At 43.7% G+C, this 22,695-nt stretch carries 20 protein-coding genes; 6 read left to right on the top strand and 14 right to left on the bottom strand.

Annotated features, from left to right (window positions below; all coding sequences use genetic code 11):
* The first annotated feature begins 12 nt into the window (after positions 1-12).
* From hpf to mgtE, 5 genes are all read left to right on the top strand, one after another.
* Complete coding sequence (hpf, locus tag OCU38_RS01720) at positions 13-300, top strand: ribosome hibernation promoting factor (RefSeq protein ID WP_023402571.1); 288 nt, start codon at positions 13-15, stop codon at positions 298-300.
* A gap of 2 nt (positions 301-302) precedes the next feature.
* A complete protein-coding gene (gene ptsN, locus OCU38_RS01715; protein ID WP_261823527.1) occupies positions 303-770 on the top strand; it encodes a PTS IIA-like nitrogen regulatory protein PtsN in 468 nt (155 codons plus the stop codon).
* Between the two features lie 4 nt (positions 771-774).
* The gene (rapZ, locus tag OCU38_RS01710; RefSeq protein WP_261823526.1) at positions 775-1,644 is read left to right on the top strand and encodes an RNase adapter RapZ; all 870 of its coding nucleotides are present in this window, start codon (positions 775-777) and stop codon (positions 1,642-1,644) included.
* Positions 1,641-1,913, top strand: coding sequence for an HPr family phosphocarrier protein (locus OCU38_RS01705; protein WP_261823525.1), 273 nt, complete (start codon positions 1,641-1,643; stop codon positions 1,911-1,913). The genes rapZ and OCU38_RS01705 overlap by 4 nt, the downstream gene beginning before the upstream one ends.
* A 175-nt stretch (positions 1,914-2,088) precedes the next feature.
* Complete coding sequence (gene mgtE, locus OCU38_RS01700; protein WP_261823524.1) at positions 2,089-3,447, top strand: magnesium transporter; 1,359 nt, start codon at positions 2,089-2,091, stop codon at positions 3,445-3,447.
* Positions 3,448-3,539: 92 nt separating this feature from the next.
* Here mgtE and pmbA read toward each other — a convergent pair whose 3' ends face one another.
* Positions 3,540-4,883, bottom strand: a complete 1,344-nt coding sequence (pmbA, locus tag OCU38_RS01695; protein ID WP_261823523.1) for a metalloprotease PmbA — start codon at positions 4,881-4,883, stop codon at positions 3,540-3,542.
* Between the two features lie 130 nt (positions 4,884-5,013).
* Between pmbA and yjgA the strand changes: the two genes are divergently transcribed.
* The gene (gene yjgA, locus OCU38_RS01690) at positions 5,014-5,538 is read left to right on the top strand and encodes a ribosome biogenesis factor YjgA (protein ID WP_261823522.1); all 525 of its coding nucleotides are present in this window, start codon (positions 5,014-5,016) and stop codon (positions 5,536-5,538) included.
* A 62-nt stretch (positions 5,539-5,600) separates the two neighbouring features.
* Here the strand turns inward: yjgA and tldD are convergent, their stop codons facing one another.
* From tldD to OCU38_RS01625, 13 genes are all read right to left on the bottom strand, one after another.
* On the bottom strand, positions 5,601-7,046 hold the full coding sequence (tldD, locus tag OCU38_RS01685) for a metalloprotease TldD (protein WP_261823521.1): 1,446 nt from the start codon (positions 7,044-7,046) through the stop codon (positions 5,601-5,603).
* 3 nt (positions 7,047-7,049) lie between these two features.
* Entirely contained in the window at positions 7,050-7,892 is an 843-nt protein-coding gene (locus OCU38_RS01680) for a carbon-nitrogen hydrolase family protein (RefSeq protein WP_261823520.1), read from the bottom strand.
* An 11-nt stretch (positions 7,893-7,903) separates the two neighbouring features.
* Positions 7,904-11,782, bottom strand: coding sequence for a YhdP family protein (locus OCU38_RS01675; protein WP_261823519.1), 3,879 nt, complete (start codon positions 11,780-11,782; stop codon positions 7,904-7,906).
* A gap of 12 nt (positions 11,783-11,794) precedes the next feature.
* The gene (rng, locus tag OCU38_RS01670) at positions 11,795-13,264 is read right to left on the bottom strand and encodes a ribonuclease G (RefSeq protein WP_261823518.1); all 1,470 of its coding nucleotides are present in this window, start codon (positions 13,262-13,264) and stop codon (positions 11,795-11,797) included.
* A gap of 16 nt (positions 13,265-13,280) precedes the next feature.
* Positions 13,281-13,856: a Maf family protein gene (locus tag OCU38_RS01665; RefSeq protein WP_261823517.1), complete on the bottom strand. Its 576-nt coding sequence runs from the start codon at positions 13,854-13,856 to the stop codon at positions 13,281-13,283.
* A 3-nt stretch (positions 13,857-13,859) separates the two neighbouring features.
* Positions 13,860-14,348 (bottom strand): rod shape-determining protein MreD, encoded by a 489-nt coding sequence (gene mreD, locus OCU38_RS01660; RefSeq protein ID WP_261823516.1) that lies wholly within the window; start codon positions 14,346-14,348, stop codon positions 13,860-13,862.
* A complete protein-coding gene (gene mreC / locus OCU38_RS01655; protein WP_261823515.1) occupies positions 14,338-15,258 on the bottom strand; it encodes a rod shape-determining protein MreC in 921 nt (306 codons plus the stop codon). Before mreC ends, mreD begins: the two co-directional genes overlap by 11 nt.
* A 48-nt stretch (positions 15,259-15,306) precedes the next feature.
* Positions 15,307-16,350 (bottom strand): rod shape-determining protein, encoded by a 1,044-nt coding sequence (locus tag OCU38_RS01650; protein WP_021712419.1) that lies wholly within the window; start codon positions 16,348-16,350, stop codon positions 15,307-15,309.
* 144 nt (positions 16,351-16,494) lie between these two features.
* Entirely contained in the window at positions 16,495-20,316 is a 3,822-nt protein-coding gene (locus tag OCU38_RS01645; RefSeq protein ID WP_261823514.1) for a DUF6701 domain-containing protein, read from the bottom strand.
* Entirely contained in the window at positions 20,309-20,806 is a 498-nt protein-coding gene (locus OCU38_RS01640) for a hypothetical protein (protein ID WP_261823513.1), read from the bottom strand. Before OCU38_RS01640 ends, OCU38_RS01645 begins: the two co-directional genes overlap by 8 nt.
* On the bottom strand, positions 20,796-21,590 hold the full coding sequence (locus OCU38_RS01635) for a prepilin-type N-terminal cleavage/methylation domain-containing protein (RefSeq protein ID WP_261823512.1): 795 nt from the start codon (positions 21,588-21,590) through the stop codon (positions 20,796-20,798). Before OCU38_RS01635 ends, OCU38_RS01640 begins: the two co-directional genes overlap by 11 nt.
* Positions 21,590-22,189 carry a type IV pilus modification PilV family protein gene (locus OCU38_RS01630; RefSeq protein ID WP_261823511.1) on the bottom strand — a complete coding sequence of 200 codons (600 nt, stop codon included), beginning with the start codon at positions 22,187-22,189 and terminating at the stop codon, positions 21,590-21,592. The genes OCU38_RS01635 and OCU38_RS01630 overlap by 1 nt, the downstream gene beginning before the upstream one ends.
* Positions 22,179-22,676, bottom strand: a complete 498-nt coding sequence (locus OCU38_RS01625) for a prepilin-type N-terminal cleavage/methylation domain-containing protein (protein ID WP_152821378.1) — start codon at positions 22,674-22,676, stop codon at positions 22,179-22,181. Before OCU38_RS01625 ends, OCU38_RS01630 begins: the two co-directional genes overlap by 11 nt.
* Between the last annotated feature and the right edge of the window lie 19 nt (positions 22,677-22,695).

The raw sequence follows: 22,695 nt of genomic DNA, 5'->3' as shown, positions 1-22,695 counted from the left end.
GAAGGAACGCTTATGCAAATTAATATCACTGGTCACCATGTAGAACTTACAGAGTCACTTCAAGAGTACGTTGATACTAAGTTTCAGAAACTCGAGCGTTTCTTTGAACACATTAATAACGTTCAAGTTATTTTAAAACTTGAAAAAGTTAACCATATTGCGGAAGCTACGCTACATGTAAGCCAAGGCGACATTCACGCCACCGCTGAAGAAGAAAATATGTATGCAGCCATCGACGCATTAGTCGATAAACTGGTTCGCCAGCTGACCAAGCATAAAGAGAAGCTAAGTAGTCATTAACCATGCAAATTAATCAAGTATTGTCTTTGGACTGCACCAAAAGTGCAGTCCATTGTACTAGTAAGAAGCGCGCCCTAGAGCTTATTAGCCAAATTGCAGCAACCCATTCAGGCCAAGATTCTACGGATCTATTTGAATGTATGCTCGGCAGAGAAAAACTAGGCAGCACAGGAATTGGCAACGGTATCGCCATTCCGCATGCTCGAATGAGTAATTCAGACCAAGCGATTGCAGTCCTATTACAATGTGACGAAGCCATTGAATTTGACGCTATCGACAATCGTCCGGTTGATTTGTTATTTGCGCTGTTAGTTCCAGAGAATCAATGCAAAGAACATTTAAAAACACTGTCTTGTATGGCGGAACGCCTGAATGACAAAAAAGTGCTTAAACAGCTTCGTCATGCAAAATCTGATGAAGAGCTGTTTGAAATAATGGTTGCAGAATCGATTGAGTGTCCAAAGGGATAAAAGAATGTCTGAACCTCGCCAGCTTGTAGTTGTTAGTGGTAATTCCGGTGGCGGAAAAAGTGTCGCGCTACGTGCCTTAGAAGACATTGGCTACTATTGTGTCGATAACCTTCCAGTGGCTTTGCTTAGCTCTTTTGTCGACGGTCTAAGCCCCAAACAAACCAAAGTTGCGGTGAGTATTGATATTCGTAACTTACCGAGTAACCCAAAGCAAGTCACAGCGGTACTCACGACGCTAGATGATTCTGTTCAAGTGACGGTTCTTTATCTTGAAGCAAACGAAGAAACCCTCATTAAGCGCTATAGCGAAACCCGACGCATCCACCCTCTCTCATTAATCAAAGACTCACGCTCCCTTCAGCAAGCCATTGTAGAAGAAAAAATCTTACTGTCTGCATTAAAAGAACGAGCCGATCTGGTCATAGACAGCAGTAAGCTCTCCATTCACGAACTCAGCGAAATGGTGAGAAAGCGCATCTTAGGTCGTGATGGGCAAGAGTTGGTCATGGTCTTTCAATCCTTTGGCTTCAAATACGGTCTGCCCTCTGATGTTGACTATGTGTTTGATGTTCGCTTTCTGCCGAATCCACACTGGGAACCCAGTCTAAGACCTTTAACTGGTTTAGATAAGCCTATTTGTGATTACCTGTACGGCTTTGACGATGTGGTTGAGCTAAAAGAGCAAATCCAAGCATTTATTGAACGCTGGCTTCCGGCTCTAGAAAAAAACAATCGTAGCTACCTTACGGTTGCGATTGGCTGTACTGGTGGCAAGCACCGCTCGGTATTTCTTACTCAGCAAATTGGTGAATACTTCCTTGCACAAGGGCAACAAGTGCTTATTCGTCACAATCAATTAGAGCAACAAAAGTGATCCAATCTCGTCGCTTACTCATCATTAATAAACTGGGATTGCATGCACGCGCGGCGGTAAAACTTGTCGAATTAGCCCAAAGCTTTGATGCTAAAGTTACCGTCAGTAATGATGGTAATAGTGCTGACGCGGATAGCGTAATGGCACTACTTATGCTCGAATCTGCACAGGGTGAATACGTCACAGTGACCGCCAACGGCAAACAAGCACCACAGGCTCTACAAGCGGTGTGCGCTCTCATCGAAGAAAAATTCGAAGAAGATGAATAATGCTAATCGTACTAAATAACTGCTCATTCTAGCTTGGTTAGTATGATTGGTATAATTTTCACCCAGTCTATTAAAATATTCGTTTTAGATTTAAGAACTTATTAACCCCTTGAATAAAATAGGCTAATATCCTTCTATCAATTTATTTAGTGTACACACCTAATGGAGGCAAATAATGGCGGAACAGATCGAGTTTGATCAGGCCCACCAAACGCTTCAGGAAGTAAGTGATGCGCTGGATAATGGCCGCTTTGTCTTCGTTAGACGTCAGCTCCAATCAATGGAGCCAGAAGATATTGCCCACCTTCTTGAAGCCTCGCCAAGAAAAAGCCGTGAAGTATTATGGCAACTCACCGATCCAGAAGATTACGGTGAAATTCTTGATGAGCTAAGTGAAGACGTCAAAGATAACCTAGTATCCAAAATGGCTCCCGGTAAGCTGGCAGAAGCGACCGAAGGCATGGATACCGATGACGTTGCCTACGTTCTTCGAAGCTTACCTAATAACGTATCACAGGAAGTCCTAAGCCAAATGGACTCTGCGGATCGACTACGTGTCGAAACCGCTCTCTCCTATCCAGAAGACACCGCTGGCGGAATAATGAATACCGACGTCACCACCATACGTGGCGATGTTGATATTGATGTTGTACTTCGTTATATGCGAATGAAAGGTGAACTGCCTGAAGCCACCGATACCCTGTATGTAATTGACGACGACGACCGTTTAATTGGCAATCTGTCACTCACTACCCTGCTAACCACACAACCTGATGTACCCGTTGCAGAAGTCATGACTCACGCTGATGAGGCTATCGCTGTGGATCTTAGCGATACGGATGTGGCAAGCTTATTTGAACGTAGAAACTGGGTATCCGCGCCGGTTGTTGACCAAAACCAACACTTAGTCGGACGTATTACCATTGATGATGTGGTTGATATCATTAGGGAAGATGCTGAGCACTCCATGATGAGCTTAGCCGGTCTTGATGATGACGAAGATACCTTTGCACCAGTAGTCAAATCAGCGCGTCGCCGGAGTGTCTGGTTAGGCGTCAATGTACTGGCCGCTCTAGCAGCCGCTTCTGTGTCCAACATGTTTGAAGCCACCTTAGAACAAATGGCGGCTATCGCTGTGTTGATGACCATAGTACCTTCCATGGGCGGCGTAGCCGGTAACCAGACTGTGGCCTTGGTGATTCGTGGCTTGGCTCTGGGCTATATCGGTGACAGTAACCGCAAAGAACTACTAATGAAAGAAGCGGCTATCGGCTTCTTAAATGGCGTGCTTTGGGCGTTAATTATTGGTGCGATTGTCGTGTTCTGGAAACACGATTGGATGCTCGGCTTTATTATCTCTGCCGCAATGCTCACCAACTTGTTTGTGGCTGGGGTTGCTGGGGTTACCATTCCGATTATATTGAAGAAAATGAACATAGATCCTGCATTGGCAGGCGGTATGGCGTTGACCACCATTACAGATGTGATTGGTTTATCGGTCTTTTTAGGGCTGGCGACGATTTTCTTACTCTAGGTACTTTTCGCTAGCTAAGTATTCGAACTAACCAACATAAAAAAACGAGCTTTTCAGCTCGTTTTTTTAATAACTACAAAGGTGGATAGAGGTTAAACACCCGCAACTTTCATCGATTCAATCAGCATAGAACCAGTTTGAATTTGTGAGCGAGTTTCAACATCATTGCCTACCGCCACAATTCGTTGGAACATATCTTTAAGATTGCCCGCAACAGTCACTTCTGAAACTGGGTATTGAATCACCCCATTTTCTACCCAAAATCCAGCTGCGCCACGTGAATAATCACCGGTAACGCCATTCACGCCCTGACCCATTAATTCAGTCACTAAAAAGCCAGTACCTAGCTCTTTGAGCATGGCTTGGTAATCTTGTCCGGTAGATTGAACAAACCAGTTGTGAATACCACCAGCGTGTCCTGTGGCCGTCATCCCCAACTTGCGAGCGGCATAACTGGTCAGCAAGTAAGTTGCCAACTTGCCATCGGTGATGATGTCGTAGTCTTTAGTCGCCACACCTTCGCTATCAAATGGCGTAGAGGCTAAGCCTCGCAGAATATGTGGCTTTTCGTTCACATTGAACCAATCTGGCAGGATTTGCTTTCCAAGGTGATCAAGTAAAAAAGAGGATTTACGGTAAAGACTGCCACCGCTAATAGCACCAATTAAGTGCCCCATTAGCCCTGTAGCCACCTCAGCGGCAAACATCACTGGATACTCACCAGTAGCAATACGTCGAGCATCTAAGCTCTGTATGGTTCTTTGTGCCGCTTTTAAACCGACTTCTTTCGCAGACCAAAGATCTTCTGCTCTGCGGGCAACGCTATAACTATAATTGCGTTCCATATCGCCATTTGCACCCGAGCCAATGACGCTACAGCTAACGCTATGACGGCTTGATGGATAACTGGCTAGCACGCCATGTGAGTTACCGTAAACACGAATGCCATAGTGAGAATCATAGCTTGCACCATCACTTTGTTTGATCTTATCGCTGTACGCCAAAGCGGCTTGTTCCGCTTCAATAGCAATTTTCGCAACATGATCAGGGTTTGGCTCATCAGGATGGAAAAGATCCAGATCTTTCACTTCTTTAACCATCAACTCAGCAGGTGCAGGGCCGGCGCAAGGATCTTCAGAAGTGTACTTGGCTATGTCTAAAGCAGCAGCAACCGTTTGTGCTATTGCTTTTTCACTGAGATCGGAAGTGGATGCACTTCCCTTTCTTTGGCCTCGGTAAACTGTGATACCTAGAGCGCCGTCGCTATTAAACTCGACATTCTCTACTTCACACATGCGAGTGGATACACTCAGACCAGTAGATTTATTGATCGCTACCTCAGCACCATCGGCTTTGGCAGACGCCAACGCTAGGGCTTTAGCAACCGCTTCTTCTAATTCTACTTTTTGTTGGGCAATTTGTTGTCTAGCGTCCATAGTTAAATCAATTATTTGCAGGCAATTGTGTTTAGAATACCAAGCTTTTCCCATTCTCCCCAATTTGTTTGTTAAAATAACGGAAATTATGCGTAATACGCATTCAGAATTGAGTAACTAAGAGCAAATTATGGCCAGAAAAAACCAGAAAGCCCCTTGGGAAGAGGAAGAAGAAATCATTTGGGTAAGTAAAACCGAAATGAAGCAAGACATGGAAGCCTTGCAAAAACTTGGCGAAGAGCTTGTGGCGCTAAAGCCTGGTGTACTGGATAAATTCCCGTTACCAGAAGATCTTGCTGATGCTATTAAAGATGCGCAACGCTTTAAAAACGAAGCGAGACGCCGTCAACTGCAATACATTGGTAAAGTAATGCGTCAAATTGAGATTGAGCCAATTCAAGCTGCGCTCGATAAGCATCGTAACAAGCACTCTCAAGCTTCGGCTGAATTGCATAAACTGGAAGTATTGCGTGATCGCGTTGTCGCTGAAGGTGACTCTGCAATTGAAGAAGTGCTTAACTTATACCCAGAAGCGGATAGACAACGTCTACGCCAATTAGCTCGCCAAGCAAATAAAGAAAAGGCAGCCAGTAAGCCGCCTAAAGCATATCGTGAGATTTTCCAGATCTTAAAAGATCTGAACAGCGAAGCTTAAATCGCTTTATTGTACACACTGTAATGATAGGCTTTCCTATCATTACAGTGTGTATGTGCCGCTTACTCTGTACCACCGACAGTGATAGTTTCAAGTTTAACCGTTGGTTGACCTACACCAACAGGAACGCTTTGTCCCGCTTTACCACACACGCCAACACCCTGATCGATTTGTAAATCATTACCTATCATCGATACCTGCTGCATCGCTTCGATACCAGAGCCAATTAAAGTTGCATCTTTTACTGGACGAGTGATTTTACCGTTTTCAATAAGGTATGCTTCTGAAGTTGAGAACACAAACTTACCCGAAGTGATATCAACCTGACCGCCGGCAAAGCTTGGTGCATAGATACCTTTTTTGACGGTTGAAATGATCTCTTCAGGCGTATGTTGACCCGGCAACATATAAGTATTAGTCATACGAGGCATAGGTAAGTGCGCAAATGATTCACGACGGCCATTACCCGTGGGTGCCACACCCATAAGACGCGCATTCATTTTATCTTGCATGTAGCCTTTAAGGACGCCATTTTCAATTAAGGTGTTGTATTGACCATCAACCCCTTCATCATCAATATTTAACGAACCACGGCGATCCACCATAGTGCCGTCATCGACAATGGTACAAAGATCGGAAGTGACTTTGTCACCCACTTTTCCAGAAAATACTGAGGATTGCTTACGGTTAAAGTCGCCTTCTAAACCATGACCTACCGCTTCATGTAGCAATACGCCCGGCCAACCTGCGCCTAATACAACCGGCATTGCGCCCGCAGGTGCCGCGTCAGATTCAAGGTTTACTAAAGCTAAACGAATCGCTTCATCGGCAAAGTGCATAGCCACAGTTTTGCTGCCATCCATCGCTAAGAATCTTTGGTAATCGTAACGACCACCGCCGCCTGAAGAACCACGCTCACGGCGATCGCCACGTTGTGCTAACACGCTGATAGACAAACGTACCAATGGACGAATATCGGTAGCGTAAGTGCCGTCTGTAGCGGCAACAAGCACTTGCTCATACACACCACTTAAACTGATGTTCACTTCGCTCACCAAAGGCTCTTTAATACGAATGTACATATCAAGCTCTTTAAGCAGGTCGATTTTCTGTTGCTTTTCAAGGCTCTGTAGCGGGTTAACACTTGAATAAATTTTGCTTGAGTTATGACGAGAGAAGGTTTGAACCTGAGCCGTTTGTCCTTGCTTTGCAATGCCTCGAGCGGCAATTGCCGATTGTTTTAAACTGTCAGCTTGAATCTGATCTGAATAAGCAAAACCTGTTTTCTCACCACTGATCGCCCTAACACCCACACCACGGTCGATATTAAATGACCCATCCTTGATGATGCTGTCTTCTAAAACTAAGGTTTCGTGCCAGCTCGCTTGAAAGTAAACATCCGCATAATCGATATCACGAGCGGCAATCAAAGAAAGAGTACGCTCCACATCTTGATCTGTTAGGCCACTTGGAGCCAACAGCTCTTTTTCTACTGTTTCAATTGTCATAATTTACTCATTTTCCTCATCAATGATGAGGCTAAAAAATTTTTGATGTGCAGCAACAGGCATCGCCTTACGAACTTGCTCCACTTGATGTAATTCAATATCAGCCACTAAATTGCAGGGTGTCATTGCCGCGCAAGTGATGACCTTACCCCAAGGGTCTATCACCATAGAATGGCCCCAAGTTTGTCTGCTGGCAGAATGCTGTCCACATTGACCGACGCCAATCACCCAAGCTTGGTTTTCAATAGCTCTTGCACGAAGCAGAGCTTCCCAGTGTGCCTCGCCCGTCACCGCAGTAAAAGCGGCAGGTACCAGTAAAATATTTGCACCACCGTCACGCAAAACGTTATACAGATTAGCGAATCGTAAGTCATAACAAATCGATAAGCCAAGGTTAGCGAAAGGCGTCTGCGCTATCTTTGGCGCAGTGCCGTGCGCAAAGCAATCCGATTCGCGATAGCTACCATGCCCATCAGCCACTTCGACATCAAATAGATGCATTTTGGCGTAATCGGCAACTAACTCACCTTGCTCGCTAAACACTAAACTTGTGGAGTAGAGTTTACCTTTTGGCGCTCGAATAGGAAAAGAGCCGATGACAATCCAAACCGCCAACTCTTTGGCCAGTTTAGCTATTTGACTCTGAATTGGCCCCGAATCCAGCTCTTCTGCAAGCTTTTGATAACCTTCAGCATTATCAAACAGTAAGCAATTTTCTGGCATAATAATTAACTGACACTGCTGCGTAGCTAATTCTCTCACCTGCTGTTCAATGTATTGATAGTTTTGCGTGACATCACTAGTTGATGTCATCTGCACTAAACCGACTGTTACTTGTTGCTGCATATGTGGCTTCCCTATGACTCAGAGCGAAGTTTCTTAGGTACTTCGTAGTCTCCCTTACGACGCGATTTTTCTCGTACTTTCGGTGCGTTCATCGGCCCTTTGATTTCATAAGTGACCTGAGTAATAACTTCAATTACCGGAGCCACTACAGTACTGATAGCCAATACATATAGCGCGGTTTGTGGCGCTACTGCAAAGGCGGTCAGCATTGGAATACCTGAAGTGACGTCAGGTTTAAAGGTCACTTCCGCATCCACCATTTGAGTATTCAAATTCGCTAGACCACGAATGGTCATATCGCCGGAGATCGAATCCATTTGTAGATCGTTAGTGACAAATATGCCATTTTCGACCTTGCCTTTACCTTCGATAGAATCAAAAGCTAAACCATCATCAAATACATCGCTAAAGTCTAACTGCATGCGTCGAATCAAGGAATCTAAGCTAAACATACCCAGTAATTTAGCCGCGCCACCAACATCAGAAATCACCCCACGGCCAAATTCTGCGTCTAGCGTGCCATTGAGAGTATCTACCTGAATATTCCATGGTGAACCTTTCCAATCTAAAGATGAGTTAAACTCAAATGGCGCTTTTTGAATGCCCGAGTTCACCCCAAATCTTGCCATGATTTCCGAGTTATCTTCGCCTTTAGCATTAAAGTTTAAATGGGTAGTGCTGTCTTTATCGGTTAACTTCCACCAACCGCTGGCTAATAAGCTCGATTGCCCACTGGTTAAATTGGCTTTGTCCCACACAATGCGATCGCCATCGTGTTTCATCACCACGTCAACCTTACCTACTTTATAACCTTGCATCCAAAAATCATCGATTTGTAAATCAAAGCTCGGCATTTTGGCAAAGAAGGTTTTATCAAAGTCTGAAATTAACGGCTTGCCGTCTTTTTCTTTCTCAAGATCTTTTTCATCGATAATGGACTCATCAACGAGGTTTTCAGGATCCGCTAAGTACAATTGCAGTTTCGATAAATGCACGCCTAGGTGCTTTCCATCGTAATCGGCTTTGCCTTTTAACTGCGAACTGTCTACGTTGAAATCCCATTTATTGCCACGATTACGTGCCAACAAATCCACATCATTCCAATCTAAACCACCCGCTTTAAGGTTGGTGGTTTGTACTTGTATGCGTTGCGGAACCGGAAACTCTGGAGCATTAAGCTCACTGACTATCGGCTTAGGCCCAACGGTAGAACGATCTAATGCATCTATCCATTGGTCGAGATCAAATTCAGGTAAACGCAACGAGGCGTGATGCCCAACAATGGGGCTGACTCGAAAACTGCCTGAACCAATGATGGTGTTGGTCGCTTTAAGTACTGGTCTTCCCTGAGTGATGTCAATTTCAGTTTGGAACTTAGCTTTTGGCAGTTGCAGTCTGGCAGAAATCGACTCTTGGTTACCTGATGCCTGCATGCGAGCTTGCCATACCTCGCCTTTCTTTTTCTGCATTGGCGCTGGATAGTTACTGGCTACAGAGGTTAAGTTTGCTTTGGCATCCAACTGATAGGTAAAGCCAACATCATTGATTTGCAGATCGATTCCCATATTCCATGGCGCTCTACCTGAAATAGGCTCTAGCCACGTTTTACCCAGATATGGCACTAAAGGTTCAACCTGCCAGTCACCGATAAGATCAATACGAGTGTCATAGCTTGCCTCGGCATTTTGTCCGGTAAAGTCGAGTGAAATAGGCTGATCTAGCACAGTCGCCTTTAAGCCTGCTGTGCTCACCACATCATTATCAAACTCAATGCGACCGGTGGCTTTTTCCAGCATCATTGGCGGCGCAGTAATATTGATATTGTTATTTTTGAGGTCGGCATAGCCCCACGCTCTGGCGTCTTCACCTTCGCTAAATGGAATGTAAAGTTGGAACTGTGAGTCAACTTGTCCTTTGATATCTATGGTGGTTAACGCAGCCCCCACCGAGCCAACTAAAGGTGTGGCACTCATATAATCTCGAACATCAGAGCCTTCTGCTTTAGCTGCGGCAAACAGTTCAATATGCCCATCACCATGCATTTGAGGAATTTGACCTGAGATGCGATCAGCGTGGATATTCAGCAGTTTGGCATCTCTTGAATCTAAGAACATGGTCTCGTTTTCAAATAGCAAATCAAGCTGCATATCGGTTAATGCTGGCCATGCTGTGCTAAAGCTAAATTTGGTTTTTCGCAGTGGAACCCAAGCCTGAAACACACCGTCATTTTTACGATATGGGAACTTGGAAAGCTCACCATACCAAAGCAATTTAGCGGTTTTTACTGTGCCGCCTTGAATACCCGCTGAAAGGTAATCGGTCAAGCTACGCCCTAAGGCTAAGGTAGGCAAATAACGCCACGTTTCACCGGCGTTAAGCAAATCGGCTTCTGCGTAAAAAGACAAAAATGTGGGTGCATCTTTTGGGAAATCGAGTTTAAAAGCACCGAGCACTTGTAGATCAGGTGTCGCTGCGGTGACTTTATCTGACCATAGTCGCCAGCCGTCATCATCGGATTGCCAAACTAAATCAAGCTCGGCCTGACGAATGCGTAGTGGCGCTTGAAACACATCGCCATAGGGCAATACGTCATCAACCATGGTGACTTTGGCTTTCGCCAGATCGGAGCGACCAAAAACTTGCGCTTCTAAAGTATGGAAACCAGGAAGCAATTCCCATTGCTTCATGCGTCCATCTTTAAGCTTGGCCGAATAGCGAAGTGTCTCTATGCCTTTGCCCATGGAAACACGCATATCCGTCACTTTACCGCCAAGTTGAACGGTATTGATCCAGTCTTGCGTTTTTTCCATATCCGGCAGTAAATCTAATATCGGTGTTAAGCTACCGATTTTTATCTGATTAACATTGAGCTTCCACTGCTCTGGCGCCCATTGCAAAGCAAAGTTAAGCTCTGGCCACTGTGAGCCATTTGAGCGAAACGCAAGATCTTGACCATTCACTTGCCAACCATCGTCAGTAGGATCTAGCTTCATCACTCCGCCTTGGATGGAGATAGAGTTCTTTTTGTTATGTTTGTCTTTCCACTCTAAACGCGATGGAGAAATTTCCAGATAAGCATCAATAGGTTGGTTATTTTTAAGAGAAACCCAAGTGTTCAGGCTCACTCTTCCCTTCTCTACCACAATACCATCGGCTAAATAAGGGGAAACCCAAGGGGTAATGTTGAAGTTATTCCCTTGCAGGTAAAAGTCACCACTGATATCAGCAATGCCATCGTTATCAGTAAAATCAGCAATAACGCTGACGCTGTTTAACTGAACGTCTTTAACACTAATCACCCCATCGGCACGGTGACGATTGGCGTTGTTGTGCCAGTTAAGGTTTTCTATTTCAACTTCACGTACATCTCCCGCAGCATCTTTAAATACTAAGGTAGAATCTTTGAGTGAAAATTCACTTAACTGACGCAGGATTAGGTTTTCTAGATTTTTAAGAAGTTGCTGCTCACCCTCTTTTGGCGGCTCGCTATTTGTATTACTGCGGTGGAATAGATCGATATCACTGATATCAATATGCAGTCCATTAACGGTTAATTCACTGATCTTAGGCTGTAAGTTTAATAGAGAATCAACCAGATCAAATTCCGCGGTAACTTCCCCAACAGAAAAGGCTTTTACGCCCTTGGGAATGTCTGCTTGTAAGCCTGATAGAGAAAGAGATGGATGGGTGTTTTTCCAATACCCATGTACCTCACCGATAGTGAAGTTAAGGCCAGACGCTTTGTTTACCCAAGTTTCGATTTCCTGTTGATAGTTATCTAACCGAGGCAAAGCAATACGTAAAGCGGTGACAAGCACCGCTAAAGATACAAATATAAACACTAATAGCGAGAGAAAAAATCGCTCTAGTCGAACTGAGAATGACGCCAATGAATCACTACCCTACATCATTACAACATCGAACTGCTCTTGAACATAAAGCGGTTCGGCTGTGATTTTAACTTCTTTACCTATAAACAGTTCTAACTCAGCTAACGCATGAGACTCTTCACCTTGCAACGCATCTGCAACCGCTAATGAAGCATAAACTAAGAATCTATCGGCGTCATAGGCACGATTGACTCGTGTGATTTCACGAAGCACTTCATAGCATACGGTTTCAACGGTTTTGACTGCGCCTCGACCTTCACAACTTGGGCAATCTGAACACAGTACATGCTCGATACTTTCTCGAGTACGCTTACGTGTCATCTCAACTAATCCTAGTTGAGTAAAACCATTGATGTTGGTTTTAACGCGGTCATTATTTAAGGCTGCTTCAAGAGAAGCAAGTACGCGCTTGCGGTGCTCATCACTGATCATATCGATGAAATCTATAATGATGATGCCACCAAGGTTACGTAACCTAAGTTGACGCGCAATGGCTTCGGTCGCTTCTAGGTTGGTATTAAAGATTGTTTCTTCTAAATTACGACGACCAACAAAGGCTCCGGTATTAATATCTACCGTCGTCATGGCTTCTGTTTGATCTATGATCAGCGAGCCGCCTGATTTTAAATTGACTCGACGATCAAGTGAGCGTTGAATTTCGCTCTCGGCATCGTATAAATCAAAGATAGGCTTATCACCATCATACAACACCAGTTTGTCCATTAATTCAGGCACAAATTCTTCGGTAAACTCAAGCAGTGATTCAAACACCATACGTGAATCGACCTGAATCAAAGACAGCTCAGTACCTACAAAGTCACGTAAAATTCGCGGAGCAAGCCCTAGCTCACCGTATAGAGTAGAACGGGTAATGTATTTGGAGCGGCGAACCATCACCTTCTCCCACAAACGCTCTAAAAAAGCCGCATCTTGAGCCAGCTCTTTTTCATCCGCGCCTTCGGCAGCCGTTCGGATAATAAATCCACCGGATTCACTGCAATAAGGGGCGACGATTTTTTTAAGACGGTTGCGCTCTTTTTCTGATTCGATACGTTGTGATACGCCAACGTGGCTTGCACCTGGCATAAAGACTAAATAACGAGAAGGAAGAGTAATATCTGTGGTTAAGCGTGCGCCTTTTGTGCCAAGGGGATCTTTAACCACTTGCACCACAATATCTTGACCTTGGCGAACCAATTCAGAGATATCACGCACTTTAAATTGCTGCTTTTCGTTTTCGGCAACGCACTCAGTATGAGGCACAATATCTGAAGCATGTAAAAAGGCCGCTTTTTCCAAACCGATATCAACAAATGCGGCTTGCATTCCCGGTAATACGCGGCTGACTCGACCCTTGTAAATGTTGCCTACAATGCCTCGCCTAGCTTCCCTTTCTATATGAACTTCTTGAAGGACACCGCCTTCAATCATAGCAACCCGAGTTTCACTCGGTGTTGAGTTGATCAATAACTCTGCACTCATGGCGCACCTCTAAAACTTATAAAAATTGGTGCAAGAGCTGTTCGGTTTCAAATAAAGGTAGCCCTACGACTGAGTGATAACTGCCCTCAATGCGCGTAACAAACTTTCCGCCTATACCCTGAATCCCGTAGCTTCCTGCTTTATCGCATGGTTCGCCTGTCAACCAATAATCTTCTATTTCTTGGCGGCTGAGAGGTTTGAACCATACGTCTGTAATACAAATAATGGTCTCTGTTTTATGAAGATCAGAAACGCAGACTGCCGTCATCACTTGATGTTTTGCGTTCGACAGTTGATCGAGCATTTCTAAGCTATCTTGCACAGAATTAGGCTTTTCAAATACACACTCACCCTGAGTTACTATGGTATCTGAGCCAATAACGATAGGTTCAACTATGCCTTTAGAGCGAGCTTGCTCAAGAACAGCTTGCGCTTTATTCTCAGCTAATCGCTGTACATATTGGCTAGGGGATTCCCCTGCGCTACGAACTTCATCTATATTGCTGATAAGTATAGTAAATTCGTAGCCTAGTTGAGATAAAAGTTCACGTCTTCTTGGCGACGCCGACGCTAAAATAAGAGATTTCTGCATCACTTATCTTACTCTCCAAATACGGCGAACACGACGTAATAATAAAAATAGCCATGGCCAAAGGATAGCGTTAATGAGTGCAACCCACAGTGATGCTGGATTAAATACCACATCTTGAATAACAAATTCACCAAAGAACTCTATGGTGATACTGAGCATGCTTAAAAGCGCCATCACTAATGATTGTTGCCACAATGCCATATTGCGGATAACCAGAAAGTTAATCGCTACTAAGTAAGTCACGATAGCCATCATCAGGCCGTGAATACCCAGAGTGGAACCTAATAGAAGATCCCACAATAAACCTAAAAATAAACCTGTTCCCACATTCACTCTATGCGGGGCGGCCATCACCCAATAACAGGTGACTAATACCAACCATGACGGACGCAACATATCCATTGTGCCCGGCCAAGGAATGCTTTGTAGAATCAGAGCCGCTAAAAAAGTCGTCCAGATTACGAGCTTGCCGCCAAAGATACTATTCGCCATCTTTTTCTCCGGCTTCCGCTGTTATTGGGTTCTGTTCAGTTGTTGCAGCTGGTGCGGACTCCATCAGCGTTGGTTGTTCATTAGCCGACGTTTGCTGAGGCCAAACCAACAGCAGATAACGCAAACGCCCAAAGTCTACCGCTGGTATAGCGGTAATAGTTGAAAACGGTTGGTGGTTATCTATTTGAACTTTATTTACCGTCGCCACTGGATACCCTTCAGGATATACGCCACCTAAGCCAGATGAGACCAGCACATCCCCTTCTTGAATATCAAAATTACTTGGGATGTGTTGCAGGTGCATTTGCGTCAAATCGCCACTGCCTGCGGCAATCACTCGAATATCATTACGAATGACTTGCACTGGAATCGCGGCGTTAGCATCGGTCAGCAATAGCACTCGACTATTGTGAGCACCAACTTCGGTTACTTGCCCAACGATACCGTTTTCGTTAATCACAGGTTGCCCTTGATAAACACCATCGACACGGCCTTTATCAATCATGATCTGTTGATGATATGAAGAGGCATCAACTGCCATTACTTCTGTCACTACCTTTTTTTCATCTCGCACAAAGCTAGAGCCAAGCAGCTTTCTAAAGCGTTGGTTTTCTTCTTTATATTGAGAAAGCAGCGACAATTCACTGTTCATTTTTAGTAGCTGTTCGCGGAGCGCTTTATTGGTCGATAACAGTTGTTGTTTACTGCTTACCTGCTCATAAAGCTTGCCAAACATGCTTCTGGGTAGATCAGCTAGATACTGGATTGGAGCGACAGAACTGTTTAACACGTATCGTACATTTGAGAAGGTATCTAAACGACTATCAGCCAACATTAAGCTGGCTGATAGTAATACGGCAAAAAAGAGTCTCAATTGCAGAGAAGGGCCTCTGCCAAAGATTGGATTCATTCTTCATTACCCGTTTTTGTTACTAGTGGGCGTAATTCAGAGGAAGACTTATTCTTCACTAAATAAGTCACCGCCGTGCATATCAATCATTTCAAGAGCTTTACCGCCCCCACGAGCCACACAAGTTAGCGGCTCTTCTGCCACAACAACAGGGATGCCAGTTTCTTCTGTTAGCAAACGATCTAGGTCTTTCAATAGCGCGCCGCCACCGGTTAACACCATACCGTTTTCAGAGATATCAGAAGCCAGCTCAGGTGGACACTGCTCTAGTGCAACCATTACTGCAGAAACGATACCAGATAGAGGCTCTTGCAGTGCTTCAAGGATTTCGTTTGAGTTTAGGCTAAAGCTGCGTGGCACACCTTCTGCAAGGTTACGACCACGAACTTCAAGCTCTTCTACTTCATCGCCAGGGTAAGCTGAACCGATCACATGTTTGATTTTTTCTGCTGTTGCTTCACCAATCAAGCTGCCGTAGTTACGACGAACATAGTTGATAATAGCTTCATCAAAACGGTCACCACCGATGCGCACAGAAGAAGAGTACACCACACCGTTTAGTGAGATAACTGCAACTTCAGTAGTACCACCACCGATATCAACAACCATAGAACCGGTTGGTTCTGATACTCGTAGACCTGCACCAATTGCCGCCGCCATTGGCTCGTCAATCAAGTACACTTCACGAGCACCTGCACCTAATGCTGATTCACGAATCGCACGGCGCTCAACTTGTGTTGAACCACAAGGAACACAAACCAAAACACGTGGGCTTGGTTTTAGGAAGCTGTTGTCATGAACTTGCTTGATGAAGTGCTGAAGCATTTTTTCGGTAACGAAAAAGTCTGCAATTACGCCATCTTTCATTGGGCGAATAGCTGAAATATTACCAGGAGTACGTCCTAGCATTTGCTTTGCGTCATGACCAACGGCCGCAACGCTTTTAGTTGAACCAGCGCGATCTTGGCGGATAGCAACAACTGATGGTTCATCAAGAACAATGCCTTGTCCTTTTACATAAATGAGTGTGTTCGCTGTACCCAAATCAATAGACAGGTCGTTTGAGAACATTCCGCGAATTTTTTTAAACATAACTAAGCGCTCTTCTCACAATCTTTGGAAGATAAAATTGTACTAAATGTACCAATGCCTCACTTATTGGGCAAGGCATTGGACAACAAAGATTGATATAAAGTGCCTTTTTCTGACGCTGTCCTGACTTAGGCACTAAAAAAGTCAGTTTTCGTTACCAATTAACGCTCGCTCACCTTTAAATATGATCCGATCGTTACCTCTAAAAACACCAAAAGTAACGACAGCGGAAGGGTCTTCATCACCTTTGTCTCTCCAATTGTATTGAAGCCAAGGTTGGTTGGTGAATGACGTGGCTTTTGAGCAGTCAATATCGGTTTCGTGACGTTGCGGTGAGTCATCGGCTTGACGCAACCAGAGCCTTACTTGAGCTCTTTCAGTATTTGCTGTACTCGTTGGAACATGCTCAGCATGCAGTTCATCCGACAAGCCTTGCGCTACGCTATGATTTCCACCACTGACTAGCGCTGCGTTTGTAGTTGCAGATTGATTATTCCAAATCGTCTGCACGCAATAATGATTGGTCGCATCATACTCACTGCCACTGTCTTTATCATTTGTCTTAAACTCGCCATCATCCCAGTATTCCACACGTAATGGCACTCGCACTGTTTGGCCTGTATTGCCTCCTACATCTTCTAGATGCATACGACCATAACGAAACTCTGGTTGCTCAAGGAAAGCACTACCGACATTCGTTCCAGTGTTGACATCTGGCATATCCAGAACAGAAAAATTTACATCATCGATAATTGTGGTGACTTCAAGGCCAAAAATAGAATTACTACTGTTAAATGGTCCATCTGGCTCTGTAGCAATAAAACTGCCAACCGTTGAATCCACCTTTTTCATAAATGCAAAATCATCCATTTGCACTGAAAGTATTGAAGGGTCTTCAGCCAAGGTTTTCGGCCAATCCGCTCCTGTCCAAGTCTGCGTGTTAGCCACTCGATTCAACAAGCTAACATCGGTCGCTAAACCTGTTGTATTCGCCATGTAATCGAGTGTTGAGATGTAGTCATTACCGAATAAACCATAATTTAACGTCGGCGTACCGTCGTTCGCTTGTGCTTGAACTTTAAAGGAATGTGGGAATTGCTGGCTCATATAAGCAAAACCATCATGGTTTGACGCATACTGCCACTGCGTCCAAACATTACTAGGATCGCTAGCTCCATCTAGCATAACCAACTGCGATGGGGAGAACCGTCCTACACTGCGATAACCCGGGTTTATAGGCTCAAACAGATAATCAGCCTGATTGGTCAAATCTGCAGTCACTTTCAAACTCCCCGCCTCTTTCCAGAATAATGAAGAGAAAGCTATAGGGTTTGTATTGTGAGCTAAACCATTCGGTGGGATTCCCTCTAAACCACTGCCAAGTTCGCCTGCGCTTGGTGAATCAAGTACCGCTGATAAATTGACACTCACCGCTGGCGCTGAGTCCGCATAGAAGTTTTTAGTTGCTAATGTATCGAGTTGATTACAATAATTACTAACATCAATAGCAACATTTGGAGCTGTACTTTCGTTACTCACCCAACGAATTGGGGTCGCATTTAAAGCAAAAATCTCCCCTGAGCGTTTAAAGACACTACCAGAGTTAGATGTACCTGAAATATTAGCGCCACTAGGTTCACAAAGAGCAAATGTCCATGGACGAGACTGGATTTGATGCTCTCCAGAATACTCTCTACACTCTTGCGAGCCTTGCCCATCATCAATACAGATTTCATCGGTCATTGTATAAGAGACACTACCTGCCTCAGCATATTCAACCTGAATATTAGCGGTACTATTGCTTCCAAAATCAAGATTCATACTACCTTGTGGCGTAGTCGAACCATTTACTTTAATCACCTCACTAGGACGAACCGTTGATGATGGAGCGATGTAATTGGTAGCGGATAATTCAACTTGCTTTGCGCCATTATAATCTGCTGAAACCACAGGAGCATCGTTCAAACATTCCAATGGTTGCACCGATACATTTTCTGACGGCTTACCTGCAACAACGTTGGTTGGATTAGGCGAAAAACCTAGCTTATAGGCGACAAATTTATAGTTTCCAGTCACTGATGTGGCACTAGGGTCATCTTGTAAACTGCCCGTCACAACCACATCACTAACGGTATTCTCATCCATGCTAAGGCTTAATAATCCATTGCTATTTGCCTTGTAGAGATTACCCCCTTGTGGAGAGCCTTGCAGTACATTAAAACTAGTATTGGTGCCGCCAGTTGCAGTAACTGCGATATCTCCGGTGTAAGCACCAGTGTTATTCCCAGATGAGTCTTTTACTTGGAAATCAAGCTGTTGGGCGGTGCAAGTTAATTGGATGCCTTGGGCTGGGGTGAGTGATAGTGAATAGTCTGTTGTTGGTGGAGGCGTTGTTCCACAAGTTGACTCTGACAAGTTAAAGTGATTGTCACTTCCATTCATTTGAATCTCAGGCACTGTAAGACTACCGTAGAACTTAAAATGGTTAGCCGTTATATGAAATGAATTTCCATTTCCTCTAGCAGGACCTGTAGAAATATATAGATTAGCGGCTATAGTTACATTATTTTTATTTATCTTAAACTGACTGTGATCATCACTATTATGATTCAGCAAAATAAGCTGTGAAGGGGAGTTTACATTACCGATGGTTACATGATTATTAGTATTAATTGTTAAGTCATTAAAATGCACTTCAGCTATAACACCATCAGCCGCTCTTATTTTTATATTGCTTGCTGACTGAGGGATCGTAATACTACCAATCCAATATACACCGCTTTCCGAGAAAACAACTTCACCACTGCTATTATTTTCAAAATCAATAGCTGTGTAGTTTCTTTCTCCACCACTACCAAGGTTAACTGTATTACTACCGACGGAAACCGAAGCACCACTCGCTTGAAATGCTTCTAAAACAGGCGCACCTGAAGGAAATAAATCTTGTCCAGTAAGGCTACAATCCTTGGTAATTACACCGTTAGGTAAATTAGTATAGGTACATCCACTATGATCACTTTGCGTCCCACTGCAACTATTTCCATTGCAGGTATAATCTTTAAACCCTAACTCTGTAGAAGTGCTACCATCGGGGCCGAATAAATTGATACGCTGAGGAGTACCACCAGCTATTTTAATCTCGCTATTAGAGTATGAATTCGAGCTTGTGGGAGCAGGGAAATACGTACACATATCTGAGATTGGTGGAGTCTGTGGAGTAGCACAATGATCAGTTACACCTTCAAGGTGATCACCTCTCATAATAATATCATGAGCAGTTACTGCACCATATAAATCGGCTCCCCAGTCAATAGTGACACTTGCACGACTAAAAATATCCGCATATAGAATAGATGTTTTTACTGTAATACTAGGAGCTACTCCTGATTCATATTCACCCCAAATAATCACATTTTCAGAGTCATCATCAGGCATCTCTGTAGCTATCTTTTCACTAGTCAGTACTGCTGAATTTACTTTAATAAAAGTGTTTGGTTTTATAATTAGCTCAGCCCCAGAGGTTACAGATAGTTTCTTTATTTCATAATAAGAGCCTGTGAACTCATAAGAGTCATTGCCGCCACTTAGCTCAATTGTGTCATATTTCCCTGCTGGTATTTCTCTTATTGATTTATCAAAAGAAAGTACTGGTTCACTAGAAAAAGGCTGTACAGTTGGCTCAGCGATCAATAGGCTATGATCTGCAATACAAGGATTGCCATCACAAACATAATCCCACTGCCCTACACTGATACTTCCAAAGCCAATCCTTCCACTTTTATTTTCAGTACCTACAATATTTACCCCCCCATTCTCAATTCGTAAAGTGGACGTAGAACTCCAAGACTGAATAGAGTTAGGTAACACTGTACACAAGTCAGATGGTTTATTTTCCCATGTCTGAGCTGAAACCTGAAAGCCAATCAATACAAAAAAAACAATAAGATAAGATGAGAATCTATTCATCTTTTACCCCTCTCACCCAAACAGTTTGTTGACGTTCAACTTCAAAAGTATTGCCACTATTACAAATAGCTCTAGATGATATAGAAATGTGCTTCAACTCTTCTGGGATATCATCCATCTCCGAAGGAATATTTGAAGGTGATGTTTCGCAAGAAATAATCGGAGCACGACAAGGAATAGCACTGTTTTCAACCAAAGCAGTCGCCGCATCAATAGCACTTGCGCCAAGCGTACTGCAACGACTAGATAAGGTCGTAAAATCATCGTCCTCATCTAATGGAAATAAATACGTTAACGCCCATTCATTTGCCGACTGAGCCAGCATGGAGGCCTGCTTACCCAATACTTCACGAGTTAATGTATCTTGGTTTGACCACGATATTCTGGTGAGATTTAAGGTCAACATCCCTAAAACTACGATAATAAAAACCGCAATGATGTACACATTACCTTTTTGGGAGTTCATTGATGCTTGATTATTACGGTACATTGCTCACCTGCACATCATGTTTATATTGACTCTGCTCGTCACCATTTTTAAACAATAAATCAAGGTGAACTAACCCGCCACGCTGAAGAGCTGTTTGTTGGTAAATGAAATCACTGTCACTAAAGGCAAGCCCCGTTGCCACTATCACACCGATATTATGATTAATATCAGTAATGGCAGTATTAGGCTCAATATCGCCATAGTAACGCACTACTCTTCCTGTTTCGTCACTACTACTGGTGCGTTCTACGCAGTAAGTTACCGTTTTATCTTGATAGATAAAATGTCGCTTGGCACTCGATTGACTGGTTAAATTCATTGCTACCGAAAAGTAATGCCCCAAAGTTGATGTAGTGGTACTTCCTAAACCAACAGCTTGAGGGCCGGACTCATCTAAATCTTCTATTCGACTAGGGTTTATGACTAATCGAGTGTCTGTTGAAAAGGTATGTGGATGTGAGTAGTCTTCATTGCTAACCACGAACTCCACATGTTTTGTAGATTCTACAAATTTATAGAAACCAGAATATTGGATTGGGTAAAAAATTAAGCATTTATTTAAGTCATCGCTGACTGTTTTAAAACTATTAGGCACAGCATAGCGTATCTCCCTGCTCATTTTTTCGATAGCAAAACGAGCTTGGTTTTGTAATCGCTGTCTATCTACAGACTGTACATATCCTTTAGTGCCAAACTCCACAAAACCTGCAATGCCTAAAAATATAATCGCGAGAATAATGATCGTTATGATCATCTCAATCAGAGTAAAACCACGTTGTTTCATTAGTAGTTCCCTCTATATGAGATAAATTTGAAGTCCCCATATTGGCTAGCGGTAATCGTGACTGTGATTTTTTTAAATAAATCCTGACTGGCATCTCCTAAGCGAGTGTCATGGTCATATTCAACCTTCACTTCCGCTCTAAAACCTAAATAGTCGCCACTAATATCACTACCAAAAATATCGGTTAATTTCCCGCCATGAGTTTTATCAATACAGCTATTTTGCGAGTCCGTGGTGGTGTACCAACAACCTATATAATCATCCACGTCATTAAATAATGCGGGTGGCTCATTGTTGTCAGGACCAAAATCGGCACTTGCGGTACATAGGATAGGTTGGCCGGAACTATCAATATAGTCGCTTTCACCACAACGATATCTTCCGCCATCATGATCACTGTGTTCGTCAAAGTTTCTGGCCAAGATTTCAGTCATCAAGCTTGAGCCTAACGCCGATGCTCGTACTTCGTAAAAAGGTTTGGCTGATTGGCTGATTTGAGGAAACAGGAAACTGGTCAAGGTGATTAGAGCAATCCCCAAGATAACAATAGCGATGATGCTTTCAATAAGTGTAAAGCCTGTCTGCTTTTTAACAGCCATGTACATACCCCTGACTATTGATGCAGATCTCTTGCTGATCTTGAGTGCTAGCAACAAAAATATGGATAGACTGACCTGCTACTGGTGTAGTACAACCTGAACTGCAGGTGGGGTTGCCCAATAAATCAAAATCAATGGTCATTGAAGGAGAAAAGCTCATATCTTGATTTTCTAGAACCACTACATTGCTCAGAGGTTGGGTATTGGTGGTGCAGGCTTGTTGCGAGCCTAAGCATTGCCCCGTCACCACTAAGCGAAATCGTTGATGAAGTAAGCTACTATCTTCAATATTAGACTGCATTCTACCTAACTGAATTTGCCTAATAACAGCAATGCCTTGCTGCTGTGCGGCCTGAGCAGAAAACTGTGATACACCAATATATTTACTTGAGGCATACAAAGACAAAATCGCAGCCACGATTATGACAATAATCAGCTCGACCAAGGTAAAACCTTTTATATTCTTTGCAATAGGCTGGTGATCCATTGCTTGTCCCTAACCAATG

It is taken from the genome of Vibrio neonatus (assembly GCF_024346975.1).
Classification (GTDB): Bacteria; Pseudomonadota; Gammaproteobacteria; order Enterobacterales; family Vibrionaceae; genus Vibrio; species Vibrio neonatus.
Note: the sequence above shows the minus strand (reverse complement) of the source record. Positions and strands in the feature narration are given on the sequence as shown.